13 protein-coding genes, 1 tRNA gene and 2 pseudogenes are annotated in these 15,994 nt (G+C 47.7%); 7 read left to right on the top strand and 9 right to left on the bottom strand.

Annotation, left to right across the window (positions count from 1 at the left end; genetic code table 11):
* Positions 1 to 27: 27 nt before the first annotated feature.
* Positions 28 to 1,080, bottom strand: a pseudogene (locus E4K71_RS01735) (IS3 family transposase).
* A gap of 243 nt (positions 1,081 to 1,323) precedes the next feature.
* On the opposite strand from E4K71_RS01735, the gene E4K71_RS01730 reads away from it, so the two are divergent.
* The 3 genes and pseudogenes from E4K71_RS01730 (at position 1,324) to E4K71_RS01715 (ending at position 2,768) form a co-directional block, all read left to right on the top strand.
* Positions 1,324 to 1,397 (top strand) — tRNA-Gly (locus E4K71_RS01730).
* A 286-nt stretch (positions 1,398 to 1,683) separates the two neighbouring features.
* Positions 1,684 to 2,010, top strand: a pseudogene (locus tag E4K71_RS01720) (integrase core domain-containing protein); the annotation flags it as partial.
* Between the two features lie 89 nt (positions 2,011 to 2,099).
* A complete protein-coding gene (locus E4K71_RS01715) occupies positions 2,100 to 2,768 on the top strand; it encodes a Fe2+-dependent dioxygenase (protein ID WP_135075638.1) in 669 nt (222 codons plus the stop codon).
* Here the strand turns inward: E4K71_RS01715 and E4K71_RS01710 are convergent.
* The gene (locus tag E4K71_RS01710; RefSeq protein WP_135075635.1) at positions 2,765 to 3,907 is read right to left on the bottom strand and encodes an HD domain-containing phosphohydrolase; all 1,143 of its coding nucleotides are present in this window, start codon (positions 3,905 to 3,907) and stop codon (positions 2,765 to 2,767) included. The genes E4K71_RS01715 and E4K71_RS01710 overlap by 4 nt on opposite strands.
* Before the next feature lie 173 nt (positions 3,908 to 4,080).
* Positions 4,081 to 6,036 carry an acetoacetate--CoA ligase gene (locus tag E4K71_RS01705; protein ID WP_135075632.1) on the bottom strand — a complete coding sequence of 652 codons (1,956 nt, stop codon included), beginning with the start codon at positions 6,034 to 6,036 and terminating at the stop codon, positions 4,081 to 4,083.
* A 176-nt stretch (positions 6,037 to 6,212) separates the two neighbouring features.
* On the opposite strand from E4K71_RS01705, the gene E4K71_RS01700 reads away from it, so the two are divergent.
* Entirely contained in the window at positions 6,213 to 6,773 is a 561-nt protein-coding gene (locus E4K71_RS01700; protein ID WP_135075629.1) for a gamma-glutamylcyclotransferase, read from the top strand.
* Here the strand turns inward: E4K71_RS01700 and E4K71_RS01695 are convergent.
* Both E4K71_RS01695 and E4K71_RS01690 read right to left on the bottom strand, forming a co-directional pair.
* On the bottom strand, positions 6,770 to 7,129 hold the full coding sequence (locus E4K71_RS01695) for a hypothetical protein (RefSeq protein ID WP_135075626.1): 360 nt from the start codon (positions 7,127 to 7,129) through the stop codon (positions 6,770 to 6,772). The genes E4K71_RS01700 and E4K71_RS01695 overlap by 4 nt on opposite strands.
* Before the next feature lie 99 nt (positions 7,130 to 7,228).
* The gene (locus E4K71_RS01690; RefSeq protein WP_135075623.1) at positions 7,229 to 8,215 is read right to left on the bottom strand and encodes a D-glycerate dehydrogenase; all 987 of its coding nucleotides are present in this window, start codon (positions 8,213 to 8,215) and stop codon (positions 7,229 to 7,231) included.
* 154 nt (positions 8,216 to 8,369) lie between these two features.
* Here E4K71_RS01690 and E4K71_RS01685 point away from each other — a divergent pair, with 154 nt between their 5' ends.
* Complete coding sequence (locus E4K71_RS01685) at positions 8,370 to 8,879, top strand: SH3 domain-containing protein (RefSeq protein WP_135075620.1); 510 nt, start codon at positions 8,370 to 8,372, stop codon at positions 8,877 to 8,879.
* Here E4K71_RS01685 and E4K71_RS01680 read toward each other — a convergent pair.
* Positions 8,876 to 9,877: a YeiH family protein gene (locus E4K71_RS01680; RefSeq protein WP_135075617.1), complete on the bottom strand. Its 1,002-nt coding sequence runs from the start codon at positions 9,875 to 9,877 to the stop codon at positions 8,876 to 8,878. The two genes, E4K71_RS01685 and E4K71_RS01680, sit on opposite strands and share 4 nt — an antisense overlap.
* A gap of 157 nt (positions 9,878 to 10,034) precedes the next feature.
* On the opposite strand from E4K71_RS01680, the gene E4K71_RS01675 reads away from it, so the two are divergent.
* Entirely contained in the window at positions 10,035 to 10,493 is a 459-nt protein-coding gene (locus tag E4K71_RS01675) for a hypothetical protein (RefSeq protein WP_135075614.1), read from the top strand.
* Between the two features lie 75 nt (positions 10,494 to 10,568).
* Positions 10,569 to 12,023 (top strand): TrkH family potassium uptake protein, encoded by a 1,455-nt coding sequence (locus tag E4K71_RS01670; protein WP_206201936.1) that lies wholly within the window; start codon positions 10,569 to 10,571, stop codon positions 12,021 to 12,023.
* Here E4K71_RS01670 and E4K71_RS01665 read toward each other — a convergent pair.
* From E4K71_RS01665 to E4K71_RS01655, 3 genes are all read right to left on the bottom strand, one after another.
* Entirely contained in the window at positions 11,958 to 14,294 is a 2,337-nt protein-coding gene (locus tag E4K71_RS01665; RefSeq protein ID WP_135075610.1) for an ATP-binding protein, read from the bottom strand. The genes E4K71_RS01670 and E4K71_RS01665 overlap by 66 nt on opposite strands.
* Positions 14,295 to 14,388: 94 nt before the next feature.
* Positions 14,389 to 14,955 carry a hypothetical protein gene (locus E4K71_RS01660; RefSeq protein WP_135075607.1) on the bottom strand — a complete coding sequence of 189 codons (567 nt, stop codon included), beginning with the start codon at positions 14,953 to 14,955 and terminating at the stop codon, positions 14,389 to 14,391.
* Positions 14,956 to 14,983: 28 nt separating this feature from the next.
* A complete protein-coding gene (locus tag E4K71_RS01655; RefSeq protein WP_135075604.1) occupies positions 14,984 to 15,907 on the bottom strand; it encodes an Hsp33 family molecular chaperone HslO in 924 nt (307 codons plus the stop codon).
* Positions 15,908 to 15,994: the final 87 nt, after the last annotated feature.

Below are 15,994 nucleotides of genomic sequence, written 5' to 3'. Positions count from 1 at the left end.
GGAAAAAATGGAGTGTGTCTCACTCACTTAAGCAGCCCGTTTTTCAAATTTAATCGGACTGAGGCCATTTAGATATGAATGACGGCGACGGGCATTGTAAAATCCATTTATATATTTGAACAACTCCTTTTTAGTATGATCGCGGGTTTGGAAGGCGATTTTCCAAACCATTTCCGCTTTCAAGGTCTTAAAGAAGGTCTCTACAGCGGCATTATCATAGCAGTTCCCTTTGCCGGATATCGACTGTTTGAACTTGTACATCGCCAGCAGTTTACGGAATTTATTTGAACAATATTGTGAACCGCTATCTGCATGAAAAGTCACACCAGCAGGTGGCTTGCGAAGGGCAATCGCCTTGTTCAGGGCATCAATCACCAAATCTTTTTTCATGTGTCTGCTTGTAGACCAGCCAATCACGCGGCGGGAGTAAAGGTCGATAACAACCGCCAAATAGAGCCAACCTTCACCCGTCCACAGGTAGGTGATATCTTCCGTCCATTTTTGATCCGGTGCTGTCGCAGCAAAATTACCATCCAACAGATTAGGCGAGATATTATGTTTGTGATCGCTATCGGTTGTGCGTTTGAATTTCTGGCTTTGCACGATCCGCAGATTGTTCTGCTTCATGATCCGGGCAACGCGGTGTTCACCGACGCAAATTCCTTCTTCCTGCAATTCATCTGTCATGCGGCCTCGTCCATAGGATTGATAATTAGCGTAGTGAATGGATTTGATGCGGGCAAGCAGAACCATATCTTCACGTTGGCGTTTACTGGCAGGATGCTTTCGCCAAGCAAAATGGCCGCTCTGTGAAATATTCATGGCACGACACAGACCTGCAATACTGTAGATATCACGGTGCTGGTGAACAAACTGAAACTGCACGGCGAAGATGGGCTAACTCCTTTTGAGCATCATCGTTAGGGCTGAACCTTCTCGTTCACAATATTGGGAAACTCAACGCTTCAAACTGCCGACACTAACGCCGAAATCGGCGGCGACCACTTTGCGGGATTGGTTACTGTTTAAAGCAACACAGGCGGCTTCTTCTCTAAATTCTGGGGTGCGTTTGCGACTCATCATATTCTCCTGTAGTCAGCAGAATTAACTCAGGAGACACACTCCACTTTTTCCATACAGGTCCAATCAACGGCTTTTTTGTTTGTTGGTTGCGGACAAAAGGCTTGCCATGCTCTTAATAAAGGCGCTAAAACATGCCTCACAGGCCGCTTGTTGATAACATGGATTTCCACCCCACCTGCAAGAAACCTGCAAACATATATTTTTAGTGCTTATTCTCTATATACTTTCAAGCACTTAGAGGCGGGCGTAGTTCAATGGTAGAACGACAGCTTCCCAAGCTGTACACGAGGGTTCGATTCCCTTCGCCCGCTCCAGTTTCTCCAAAATATTTCATGTAAGGCATTGAGTTTACAGTCTTTCCATTCTGTAAGGGCTCAAAGTGATGTCTAAAGTGATGTGACCTGTTTCGAGAATCCCGGACCAGTTGATAAACTCCATTTATCACTGGAAAGGAACTATGATGACGAAACGTAAAACCTATTCTGACGAATTCAGAGCCTGTGCTGTTGCTCGAGTTTTGGACCAAGGCGAAAAACCTACGGCGGTTGCTCAAGATCTTGGTATATCTGTTGGGTAATTGAAGACATGACGATCCAGAACCGTAATCCGCCCAAAGGGTTAATTCATCATTCTGATCGTGGCGTGCAATATGCTTGTAAGGATTACCGCAAAATCCTTAAGCGGCACCGCATGAAAGCCTCCATGAGCCGCAAAGGAAATTGCTGGGATAATGCTCCCATGGAGAGCTTCTCCAACTCCCTGAAGACAGAATGTGTCCACCGAAATCACTTCAAAACGCGAAAGCAGGCAAAAGCGGCCTTGTTTGAATATATTGAAATCTTCTACAATCGACAGAGGCTACATTCAGCCATCGGATATAAAACGTCTCTGCAAGCTTGCATGGAAATAACCATGAAAGCAGCCTAACAAAAGACCATACTGGTCCGGGATTCTCGAAACAGGTCAGTACAATCACATAAGAAATCCCACATCGAAATTAGGGAAAGAGCCAAATCATGATTATCCCCCTCCCCGACCTGCTCAATAACACCGAACGCACAAAAATCATGTCTCTGGTAGAGGGAGCTGCTTTTGAAGATGGGAAGAAAACCGCAGGCTGGCATGCCCGCATGGTCAAAAACAATGAACAAATGTGCGATTGCCCCCAACTTAAGGAAATCAATCAAATTTTAATGCAAGCCTTACAACGCAACGAATTGTTTAATATTGCAACCCACCCCCATGTTGTGCGCCCTTTTCTCATCAGCCGTTGTAAAGATGGCGGCTATTACGGCACCCATGTGGATAACAGCCTGATGTTTGGCGAAAGGGTCAGCCGAACAGATATTTCCATGACGGTTTTTCTGACAGCACCTGAAACATATGAAGGCGGTGAACTCGTCACCGAAAACATGGCACGGGAGCGTCGCTTCAAACTGCCTGCGGGGGCGGCTGTTTGTTATCCCTCAACCACCCTTCATCGGGTTGAACCCGTCACATCGGGGGAACGTATTGTCGCATGTACCTGGGTTCAAAGCCGTGTGCGCAGTGCTGAACAACGTGAAATTCTATTTGATATGGATAGCGCACGGCGCTCTCTTTTTAATAGAGAAGGGAAAAGCCGTGAATTTGACCTTTTAACCAAAGCCCATGCCAATCTGCTGCGCCGTTGGGCTGAACTCTAAAACAAAACCACATCATCACTGGTCGCATCCAGCAATAGTTCTTTAAAAGAAGTCAGGAAATGGGCATCCAGATGCCCCCCGGCCATATTTTCCATAACCTTGATTGCCTTAACGGGTGACATGCCTTCCTTATAACACCGTCGGTCCGTCAGGGCGCTGAACACATCAATGATGGCCGCCATACGCGCCAGTTCGTTCAACTCTTTCCCCTTCAAGCCATAAGGGTAGCCTGTTCCGTCCAGTTTTTCATGATGTTGCCCCGCAATCACTGTCACACCACGAGGCAGACCAGACGTACTTTCCAAAAAGTCGATGGTTTCGGTGACATGGGAGCGCATGATCACCAATTCATGATCAGTTAACCTGCCCGGTTTATTCAAAATCTGATGTGGGATCATCATTTTGCCCACATCATGCAAAACACCGCCACTGGCAAGAATTTTGACATCATCATCCTTAATCCCGAGATGATCGCCAAACAAAGTCAAAAAGGTCGCAACACGCAGGGAATGAACATAGGAATAATTGTCATGCCCCCGTACCCCTTTAAGAAGTTCCTTGTAACATCCGCCCTGAACGGCCTCCACCAGCGGGTCACAGCTTTCCTGAATATCATTATAAGGAAGTGGTTTGCCTTCTGCGATCAGATCAGCAACCGAATTAAAGGACTCCAGCGTATTTTCCAAAGCCGCCTTTTGAACGGGCTCCATGGTTTCCCACTGGGCTTCGACCTGAGCATTGACCTGATCTGAAATCGCCCCGATTAAAGAGCTGAACCGATAGGGTTTAACCAGTGTACGCACCAAAGGCATGGTTTTTGCCATCTGGATTTGTTCCAGCGCCCCTTTTCGGGCCGTAAACACAATCGGGATCAGGTTCAGCTTGTCGGTTTTGCGCAAACCTTCAATGAGTTTCAAGCCCCCAACAGGATCAATTTTCTCATCAACAATAATCGCGGTGGGAGCAAAAGCGACCAAAGCTTCACTCAAATGGCTCACGTCATTAAAAGCATGGACCACATAAAAGGACATGAGCGCCTGACACATCTCATGGAGATGTTTCTCATGGCTGGAAACAACGAAAATATCCGTTTTCTGTGTTTGCGTGACGCCAGATTCGTCGCCAGTAGACGTATCCATTTGAACTATCCGCCCGGATTTTGAGACACCTGTTAGTATTACTTAGTGTCAGTATATATCCTTTTCACCTACCCATTTGAATGAGAAAAATGAAATAAAAGCGTTTTTTTGCCTCTTTTCTCAACCCGATGTAAACAGGTGACTATAGACAGCCCAAACGTGCCATTTTTTTCCTATCCAGAAAGTTGAGGTAAATCTTTATAAAATTCCAATGCCTCAGGATTCGCTAAAGCCGTTTTATTTTTCACCTCACGACCATGCACCACATCCCGAACCGCTAACTCGGTAATTTTGCCGGATTTTGTACGCGGAATATCAGCAACCGCAATGACCTTGGCCGGAACGTGGCGTGGAGTACAGCCAGTGCGAATTTTTTTCTTGATGGTTTGAATTAACGCCTCACTTAAAGTCGCACTTCCTTTCATCACAACGAAAAGAACCACCCGCACGTCATCTTCCCAATCCTGACCGATCACAATGCTTTCCTGAATTTCAGGCAGGGCTTCAACCTGGCGATAGATTTCTGCTGTTCCAATGCGCACCCCACCGGGGTTAAGCGTGGCATCAGATCGCCCGTAAATCACCATGCCCCCTGTATCAGGGTCAATAGAAACAAAATCCCCATGACACCAGATGTTATCGTATTTTTCAAAATAGGCTGCTTTATAGCGTGCATGGCCCGGATCATTCCAAAACATCACCGGCATGGATGGGAACCCTTTCACACAGACCAGCTCCCCTTTCTCGCCCCGAATGGGTTGCGCTGCCTCGTCAAACGTTTCAACCGCCATGCCCAGTGCCCGGCATTGAATTTCCCCGCGATAGACAGGAGCAATCGGGTTGCCCAACACAAAACAGCCTAAAATATCCGTTCCACCAGAAATAGAGGCCAGATGCAGATCATCCTTAATGTCGCGATACACATAATCAAAGCTTTCTGCAACCAAGGGCGACCCTGTTGAGGTCATGGATAACAAAGACGATAAATCATGGGTCTGCTTCGGTTTGATCTCCGCCTTGTTAAGCGCATCAATATATTTTGCACTGGTGCCAAACATAGTCATCTTTTCAGCATCCGCAAAATCAAACAGGATATTGCCACTGGGATAAAAGGGGGAACCATCATAAAGCAACAGGGTCGAACCTGCAGCCAACCCAGCCACCAGCCAATTCCACATCATCCAGCCACAGGTGGTGAAATAAAACGCCCGTGACCCCGGCCCATTGTCACAATGAAGGACATGTTCACTCACCTGTTTCAACAAAGTCCCACCTGTACCATGGACAATACATTTAGGCTTTCCCGTGGTGCCAGAAGAAAACATGATATAGAGAGGGTGATTAAAGCTGACATATTCAAACTCAATATCTTGAGGCTCAAAATCAGCAACAAAATCATCCAGTAAAACAGCCTGTTTAACTTTCGAAATATCCGGATTATCACGTGTATAGGGGACAATCACGCAATGTTTCAGCGTCGGCAGCGCTTCTGTAATGGCCTCCAGTTTTTTAAGGCAATCATGGGCTTTCCCGTTGTAATAATAGCCTTCTACGCCAATCAGGACCGTCGGCTCGATCTGACCAAACCGATCCAGCACACCGTTCACACCAAAATCCGGTGACGTTGATGACCAGGTTGCCCCAAGCGAACTTGCTGCCAACATGGCAATAATGGTTTCCGGCATATTGGGCATAAAGGCACAAACCCGATCGCCCTTTTTCACCCCGGATTGACGCAGGGCTTGGGCAAAAACAGAAACTTCATCATGTAAACTTTTCCACGACAAGGTACGCTTGACCTGATCTTCCCCCCAAAAAACCAAAGCTTCTGTTTCATCATTTTTCTTCAGCAGGTTTTCAGCAAAATTAATTTTTGCATCGGGAAAGAACTCCGCACCCGGCATTTTATCGCCATTTACCAACACACGAGAGCCCCAGTCCTGCGCTTTCAAGCCTGTAAAATCTTTTAAACTGACCCAGAACTTTTCGCGTTCATTGACTGAAAAATCGTGAAGATGTTCATAATCCTGAATATCCAGTGACCAACGCTCATTCACATGCGCCATAAAAGCTTTCATATTGGATTTTTCAATACGTTCAGCCGAAGGGGTCCACAGGCAATCACTCATCACGCAAAGTCTCTCTGTTTTAGCTTCATATGGGGGCGGACCATATCAGAAAAAAGACCCGCCAAATTTTAAGAACTGTAAAATATCATATTTAATTTCATTTGAAACCATTTTTTCCCACCTTGCCTTTTATAAATTTCAGGCTTATGACCATTAGGAAATGAAGGGAATAGATAATGCAGAACGCCTTTTGGGTTTTTGGATATGGTTCTTTAATGTGGCGCCCCGGCTTTTCTTACGAAGAAGCCCAGCCCGCAACCCTGCGCGGCTTTTCCCGTTCTTTCTGTATTTATTCCCATTACTATCGTGGTACCCCCCAACGCCCCGGCCTTGTTCTAGGGCTTGACCCTCACCCCGGTGCAGAATGTCGCGGTGTGGCCTTTCGCATTGCAGATGATCAAAAAGATGCGGTCATTGCCTATCTGACAGAACGCGAGCTGTGCGGTTATGCCTATGTGGCTGAAACCCTGCCGCTTTCACTGGACTGCAATACAGAAATCAATGCCTATACCTTTGTTGCAGACCCCAATCATGCCCTTTATGCAGGCGATTTAGGTCTGGAAAAAGCAGCCACCCTGATTATGGAGGCCGAAGGCAATACCGGGCTCAACCGGGATTACCTGATCAATAGCGTGCGCGAACTGGAAGCTCACGGCTATGCCGACCCACATTTGCATGAATTATTGAAAAAGGTCGAATATCTCACAGGTATCATTGAAGCTGGCGCAGGGATTTAACAGCGCGACTTCCTCCACCAGTGATATAAATGATCCAATAGAAAAATCAGGCCGATAGAGTGAACGGAAAGGCAAACCAATAAAGCTATAGGCCAGAAACGCGAAGAAAGCTGAACTTCATCATAGTCTTCATCTTCAACATTGTCCGTTTGCTCCAAAAGAAAAATCGCATCATCCATGCAACTTTTCGGGACTTCGATATGACAATGTGATGCGCCTTGCAAATAGATCCATTTGCATCGGGCAGCATATTCCTCAACAAACCAAACCGGAATTCCGTAAAACTCCAATTTTGATTTTGCCACCAGTGCCTCTTCCACTGAATGATATTTTCCGACACAAACCACACTCATCACTGTCTCCTTTTCATCTTGCTATGAAAGGGTGTGGCCTGTTTTATCAAAAAAAGCCCCCATCCATAGGATGAGGGCTTTTTTAATTCAGATGATCATTGATCAATAGAAGGCATCAATCACGCGATCCGGCGGTGTATGGCCGTCGATGAATGTCTTCATGTTAATGATGACTTTCTCGCCCATATCCAAACGCCCTTCAATGGTGGCAGACCCCATATGCGGCAGCAGCACAACATTCTTCATCTTGCGCAGTTTCGGATTAATCGCGGGTTCATTTTCAAACACGTCCAGACCAGCCCCTGCCAGTTCACCTTTTTCCAACATACGGATCAAGGCAGGTTCATCAACAATTTCACCACGAGCGGTATTGATGATGTAGGCATGTGATTGCATCAGTTTCAAACGACGCGCAGACAGCAAGTGATAGGTTGCTGGCGTATGCGGACAGTTGATGGAAATCACGTCCATACGGGCCAGCATCTGATCAAGGCTTTCCCAATAGGTTGCCTGTAATTCACCTTCGATATCCGGGTGGACACGGTGCTGGTTATGATAATGAATGGACATGCCAAATGCCTGAGCACGGCGCGCAACAGCCTGACCGATGCGACCCATGCCGACGATACCTAGGCGCTTGCCATTAATACGGTGGCCCAACATGGACGTTGGTGCCCAGCCTTCCCACTCATCACCTTCGATCAGCTGCACACCTTCAACGATGCGACGTGGTACCGCCATGATCAGGGCCATGGTCATATCGGCTGTATCTTCGGTCAATACACCCGGTGTATTTGTCACAGTGATGCCGCGCTGACGAGCTGATTTCAAATCAATATGGTCAACACCCGTACCGAAGTTAGCGATCAGACGCAGATTCGGACCTGCTTGTGCCAAAATGCCAGCATCGATTCGATCTGTCAGTGTGGGTACGAGAATATCAGCTTCTTTGACCGCTTCAACCAATTCTGCTTTGCTCATTGGTGTATCGTCTGTGTTCAGACGGGCGTCAAACAGTTCCATCATGCGGGTTTCCACCGCATCTGGCAGTTTACGAGTTACAACAACAACAGGCTTTTTCTGGACCATGGTATTCCTTCCCCGTGGGATTTTTTTGTGTTTACCCCTGTTTTGTAGGGGCGGCGGGAATTTTTTTCAAGCACGTTTATAATACGTCAACTATTTCATTGGTACAGTGTCTTATGCGTTTTTTCACTTTTTTTTATGAAGCGACGATATTGCCATGACGAGTAAGCGACTAATCTCTACAGTTTTGTTGATTTCCCTTCTGTTTCTTGGGGTTTCTTCTGCCGTTGCCCAAGCGCGCAGTGGCTCTGGCCTGCCCTTGCCCCGTTTTGTAACCCTGCGTTCCGGTGAAGTTAATTTGCGGGCCGGTCCCGGCGTGCGCTATCCGGTGGAATGGGTCTATAAAAAACGCCATCTTCCCGTTGAAGTGGTCGCTGAATATGACACCTGGCGCAAAATCCGCGATTGGCAAGGCACACAGGGCTGGGTCCATCAAGGCATGCTGTCTGGCAAACGCAGCATCATCGTGATGGGCGATCTGCGTACCCTGCGCAGTTCCCCAAAAACAAGTTCAGACCCTAATGCCCGCCTTGAAGAAGGGGTCATTGCCCGCCTGTTGGAATGCCCACAAGGCATGACATGGTGCAAAGTCGATGCCGAAGGCTATCAAGGGTGGTTACGCAAGGCTGAATTCTGGGGTGTCTATTCCGGTGAAAGCCTCGACTAGAGCCCAAACAGGAAAATCGCGGCCAAACATAAAACAGCCAGATAAACCGTTTCAATCGCCACGACAGCCACAGGCATCCAGCCGACTTTAACCAGCGCCCCAAAAGATGTTTTCATGCCCAAAGCAGCAACAGCCGTGATAATGCACCAGCGTGACAGGTCGATAAAAAAGCCGGATACCTGAGCTGGAATTTCCACTGTGCTATTCAAGCCAACAAGGGCGACAAAGCCCAGCACAAACCAGGGAAATGGTAATTTCGCATCCGGGGCTGCCTGTGTTTTCAGGCCATAGCGAACAATCATCATCACCCCCAGTACAACGGGCAACAACATGGCTACGCGCAACAGCTTGACAATGGTGGCCGTATCACCCGTTTGATCTGATACGCTATAACCAGCCCCCACAACCTGGGCCACATCATGAATAGTTGCCCCCAGGAAAATCCCTGTTTGCTGATCATTCAACCCCAAAAAGCTGGCAATTACAGGGTACAACACCATCGCAATCGTACTAAAGGCTGTCACCGTCACTACAGTAAAGATCGTATCACGTTCCCGATCCCCATCGGAAGGCAAGACAGAAGATAAAGCCATAGCCGCAGAAGCCCCGCAAATCGCCACTGCCCCGCCCGTCAAACAGCCAAAGGCACAGTTGGTTTTCATGGTTCGGGTTAAAATGAATCCCAACACCATGGTTGAAAACACCCCCACAACAACCAAGATAACAGGGCCAAGCCCCAACTGCCCAACAGCTTCAAACGAAATACGCAACCCAAGCAAGGCCACACCAACGCGCAAAACTTTCTTTGCCGCCAAATCCACACCACTACGGCATTTTTCATGATCAGCCAAAAAATTCATGGAAATGCCCAACAACAGGGCAAACAGCATGGTCGGCCCACCGTAATGTTCAGACAAAAAGACAGCCGCAATGGCAATCATGACCGCAGCCGTCAGTCCTGAAAAGTGCTCGCTATAAAATCTATATAAACTGTTCATGGCCCTGTCGAAAAATTAGTTTTCCTGAATATAAAAATATCGCGTCACAAAATCAACAAAACACCTGTGTTCAAAATCTCTTCACATAAATGTGTTTTGTCCTACGGCTGCCGTTGGCGCACACTTCTTCAAACGCAATTTTAAAAAGGTGCTTACAATGTTACGGCTTCTGACCTTCGCTGCCTTTCTCTCCCTTCCTCTCTCTCAAGCAAAGGGAGCAGAGGTTATTGAACTGACCCAAACACCTTGCCAGTTTATAGAAGGTGAAAATGGGATGGATCACGGTTTTCAGTCCAACTCATCAGCAGACTGCGACAAGATCAATGCCCAAACCAAAGATAAACGTTTGGCAGATGCCCGCCCCCTGACCTTAAAAGCGGGAACACATACCTTTCGTGTGACCAACAAGAACATCCCTTATACAGTCGGTTTCTGGTTGCGTGACAAAGACTATAACTGGAAAAATCCGCTGCACAAGCTATCAAAAACCAGTGTTTCCGGCGGTGGCCTGACGCAAGGGGTCTCCAAGACCTTTACGGTTGACCTTAAGCCCGGTGAATATCTCTATTCCTGTCCCCTTAATCCCACCTTGGACTATAAACTAATTGTAAAATAGGTTTTTTCTAGACTTTCGACATGAATTCAGCCAAGAATCGGGCAAACGGAAACCTGCCAATGGCCAAGTGCTGAAATGAAGATAGATCTACGCCCCATTTATTTTATTATCGGCCTGCTTTTAATGACCTTGGCGGTGGGCATGCTTTTGCCCATGCTGGTTGACTTGGCAGAAGGCAATCCAGACTGGCAGGTCTTTATGATGTCTTCTGCGGTGACAATCTTTGTAGCCAGTGCCCTTATTCTTGCCGGCTTCACCAAAGAGAAAATGTATTTTTCCATCCGTCAGGGCTTTATCATGGCGACCTTCAGCTGGTTGGTCATGACGGTTTTTGCCGCCCTGCCCTTTGCATTTTCCGAACTCAACATGTCCTATACCGATGCCTTTTTTGAAGCGATGTCAGGCATCACGACAACCGGATCAACCGTCATTACCGGGCTGGATTACGCCCCACCGGGCCTGTTGCTATGGCGAGCCTTGCTCCAATGGCTGGGCGGTATCGGGATTATTGTTATGGCTGTTGCCATCATGCCCATGCTTCATGTGGGGGGGATGCAGCTCTTTAAGGTGGAAGCCTTTGAAACCTCAGACAAGGCCCTGCCCAAGGCAGCACAAATCTCAGCCAGTATTTCAGCAATCTATGTGGGGCTGACTGTTATTTGGGCCATAGCCCTGTGGTTTGCCGGTATGACCCCGTTTGAAGCCATCAATCACGCCATGACCACCATTGCCACAGGGGGCTTTTCCACATCAGATGGATCAGTGGGGCATTTTGATAGCGGCCAGATTGACCTGATTATTACACTGGGCATGATCGTTGGTTCCCTGCCCTTCATGCTGTACTTGCGTGCCCTGCGCGGGAATTTCCAGGCCCTGCTCAATGACACACAGGTTCAATGGTTTTTGGTGATTGTCTTTTTGCTGATTGCCCTTGCCACCGGTTTCTTATGGGTACAGGAAGGCTATGACCCCATCCAGTCCCTGCGTTATGGGGCTTTTAACGTAGTCTCCATCATCACCGGGACCGGATATGCCACGATGGATTATCAGCTTTGGGGACATTTTGCCTGGCCGATTTTCTTCTTTATCATGTTTATTGGGGGGTGTTCCGGCTCCACAACCTGTGGCATCAAGATCTTTCGGTTTCAAGTTCTTTATGCGGCGGCAGAAACACAGATTAAACGCCTGTTAGAACCCCACGGTGTGTTCATCCCCTATTATAACCGTCGCCCCATCCCTGATGAGGTCATGTTCTCTGTCCTTGGGTTCTTCTTTATTTTCGGGGTCTGTTTTGCCCTTCTTGCCATGGCATTGGGCATGATGGGACTGGATTATGTCACCGCAATTTCCAGTGCAGCCACCGCCCTTGCCAATGTGGGACCGGCACTGGGTGATATCGCAGGCCCCAGTGGCAACTTCCAGACCCTGCCTGACGGGGCCAAATGGCTCATGGCCTCTGGCATGTTACTGGGCCGTCTGGAACTCTTTACAGTTCTCGTGCTGTTTATGCCGACATTCTGGCGCGGTTAAGCCACAATCGACACAGCGACGGATTTTTTCTTCCAACTGTTCCAGATTAATCGGCTTAGTCACCACATCGTTTACACCACCGTCCAAATACTTGTCACGATGTTCACGCACCGCATCTGCAGTAAAGGCAAAAATAAGGGTGTTCTTATTCGGACCATAGCCTTTGCGGATCTGATCGGTAGCTTCCAAACCATCCATAACCGGCATTTGCATATCCATCAAGATCACATCAAACTTCTGCTTACTGGCCAACTCAACCGCTTCTTGCCCATTATTGGCTAAAACCACCCGGTGATTATGTTTTTCAAGCATCGCCACAACCACCTTTTGATTAATCAGGTTGTCTTCTGCCAATAAGATATCTTTATCCGACAGGGCTTTTCGTACATCAACGGGCATTCTGTCAGGGGCTGTTTCTTCAACAGGTAAGGTCAACGTAAATGTTGAACCAACACCTTTTTCGCTTGTGACACTTAATGTCCCGCCAAGAAGAACAGCCAACTGATGGGAAATCGTCAGGCCCAGCCCCGTTCCCCCATATTGACGGGTGGTGGATGTATCAGCCTGCATGAAACGTTCAAAAATCTTGTCGACCTGTTTCTTATCCATCCCAATGCCGCTATCACGCACATGGAGGTTCAAATAAGGCACACCGTCTTTCTCACCACGTTCCATCGTGATGGCAACCGCCCCCTGACTGGTAAATTTCAGGGCATTGTTCACCAAGTTGGTCACAATCTGTTTAAAACGTACAGGATCAGTCAAACACCAAAAACCTGTATGTTCTTCAGCATTGGTTATGAAACTGAGCTGCTTTTTCTGGGCAACTGACTGAAAAACATGTGCCACATCCATCACCAGTGCACTGGGTTCTGCCGCCACCTGTTCAACCGTTAGCTTCCCAGCCTCAATTTTTGACAGATCCAACACATCATCAACGATATGGATCAAACTTTGGGCAGAGGCATCCAGATCAGACAATAAGGTCTGAGATTCCTTGGGAAGTTTGTCATCACTTTTCAACAAATCCAGAATACCGCGTATCCCCATCATCGGGGTACGAAGCTCATGGCTCATATTTGCCAAAAACTCACTTTTGGCCTGACTGGCAGATACAGCCTTGTCTTTTTGCACCGTCACTTCACGCAAAAGGCCGTTGATTTCCCCGGATTGGCGCTCAACCTCGGTACGCAATTGGCCCAGGGCAAAACGCATCCCAAAAAGGATCAGCGCCTCAATCAACAGGAAGCCAAAGATCGCATAAACCACGTTAATTTGGGTATTCAGCGCCAGTGCAACAAACTTCTCTTCCACATCTGACCACATGGCAATCCGCCCAACCGGTGCGGCGGCATGTTCTTTATCCCCGATATAATCGCGAATACCAAAATTTGTCAGGGCAAAACGCCGACCATTCCATTCCACAATATCGGTGCGCAATGTAAAGGGTTCGTCACTGCGATATCGCGCCAAATTCATTGTTGGCAAAATTTCTCTCAGGGTATCATCTGAGCTGGCTTCGATAAAACATCCACATTCTTCGGCATGCGCCCCGCCCAGACCATTTTGCCATTTCACCTTGGACACCCGTTCACCATTCAGCAAAATCGCAATATCGGTTCCAACCTGTTGTTTCAAGGTATCAATAATTTCTGAATAAGATGTCCCGGCTTCCAAAACCCCAAGGAATTGACCGTCAAAGCCCCCTTCTGTTGGGGCAAAAACAGGAACGGCCCCGCGAATACCAGCATAAATCCGGCCCAGCTCCAGCCCTTCACGAGGCTGATGATCTTTCATTGTATCCACGATCATATACCGCAATGGAGAAAGGTCATCCCCCCATTTGGCTAAGCGATGAACGCGCAAAAAACTGGTGTCATCCGGTGGCAGGTGGAAATGGAGCTGACGCACATAAAATTGTTCGCTCATTTTTTCCCAACTACTGGCAACCTGATCGTACAGTTTCACCCGATAATGGGCAGAAAGCGGCCCGCCTTTCCCCCCCCCTTCGTCCCGATGGGCCTGGGCGGCATGGGCAAATTGACGACGCACCCCCACATCATTTGCCACAAAAGTTGCCAGTTGCAACATGTTCTTCGTCGTCATGGACATGGCAACTTCAAAGCCAAGCTGCAGCTGACGACTTTTCAGTTCCAGTTCACGTTGAAGACTAGTTTTATCCTGATAATAATTGATCAGTACAAAACAGGCATCTGCTACAAAAATGCACAGCGTAATAAACAGAAATATCCGTTTACCTAATGGACCCATTACGTATCTACCCCGGTTTTATACCCCAGAGTTACATATATATCTTTTTAGACAATAAGAATAGACTCTTCTTATATAACCTTAGGGGCAGGTTCTAAAAACGCCCTTGCATTTTCCCAACAACCACCCGGTCAAAATCCACCATCAGTTTTTCGACCAGTTCCAACCAGGCTTTTTCCCGATCCAACAAAGAAAAATTTTCTGCCATGGTCGTATAGCGACTGGCGTTTGCCGTTACCGAGCTGATGATGTTTTGATTGTCATCACGCAATTCAATAACAACCTCAACTGTGGCCGTATAACGTTCAGATTGATCTGCGGTAAAGATGCCCTTAAGCCCAGTCTCTTTGGTCAATTTTTCTTCTTTGACACCCGCTTCCTTAATGATCACACGGGCAAGACCCAGCTGCCCATAGGGGCTCAAACGATCACGTGCCCAGTTTTTCAGCGCATCTTTCGGCGTGGTCGGCAACCTGTGATCAACATAGCCACCATCTACTCTTGCCGCCGTTTTATCCAGCACTTCAATCTTGGCTGCATTCACAGGGACCGGGGCCAGATGCTTAAACGTCAATTCTGGCAAAGCTTCAACGGGTATATTACTTTGTAAACAACCGCTTAGCAGCATCGTGCAGGCCACCATGCACAATGTTTTTTTCATTCTATTCTCCCCCATGAATATGACGAAATCAGTGTTTTACAGATGTCTCTGCAACTTTTTCGTCACGTAATTGTGCCAAACGTTCCTTACTGAAAGCATAATCAGTCGAACAGAAATGGCAGGTCACTGTTGTGCCGCCTTCTTCGATCATATCATCGAGCTCCGGCACAGGCATCCCTTTAAGAGTTGAAACCAAACGTTCTTCAGAACAACGGCATTCCTGATGCACCGTTTTGGTTTCATAAACACGCACGCCATCTTCATGAAACAGGCGATATGGCAAATCTGCCAATCCAAGAGAGGCATCCAGCATCTCTTTCTCCGTCAAGCTGTTCAGCATGATGTTGGCGTGGTTCCACTTTTCCTGAGCTTCTTCCTCATTGCCTGTTTCATCAGGTAGACGCTGGATCATCACGACACAAATGCCGCTTTCACCATGGACAATCTTAAAAGCGCTATCCAATTGTTCAGAAGACTGGAAATAGCTATGAGCACATTCACTGAAAGATCCTGGCTCAAGAGCTGTGATCCCTTGATAAGGCTGCATATGCTTGCCCTGATCAACTGTGAAAGCCAGACGGCCAGTCCCCAGCAGATTATCCACAGTCGGTTCCACATCTGTCCCCAAAGCAGCCAATTTATCCATATCAAAACCGGCATAGCCACGCAAACCACCTTCTGAGGTGATATCACTGACCAGCGCCTTGATCGGGCCTGCACCTTCCCCTTCCGAAATAGCTTGAAGGGAGAAAATGCCGTCATATTTCAGGCTAGAGGCCAGCGCAACCGTCAGCCCCATCGCTTCTGAAAGAATATTTTCGATCGCCGCAGGGTATTTATGGGCCTCCAGAATTTTACGAACGGAGGGGCCAAGGCGCACCACACGGCCCCGAATATCCAACCCGTCAACCGTAAACGGCAGGATGCGATCTTCCAATAATTGTGTGCTCATGACTCATCACCAATCAATGTCATCCTCGCGCAAGCAAGGACCTCATAAAAATAAGGAAAAAGGCCCCCATTTTCATGGGGACAACGT

The sequence above is a fragment of the Terasakiella sp. SH-1 genome (assembly GCF_004564135.1).
Classification (GTDB): domain Bacteria; phylum Pseudomonadota; class Alphaproteobacteria; order Rhodospirillales; family Terasakiellaceae; genus Terasakiella.
The sequence above is the reverse complement of the archived record's forward strand: the minus strand, read 5'-3'. Positions and strand labels throughout refer to the sequence as shown.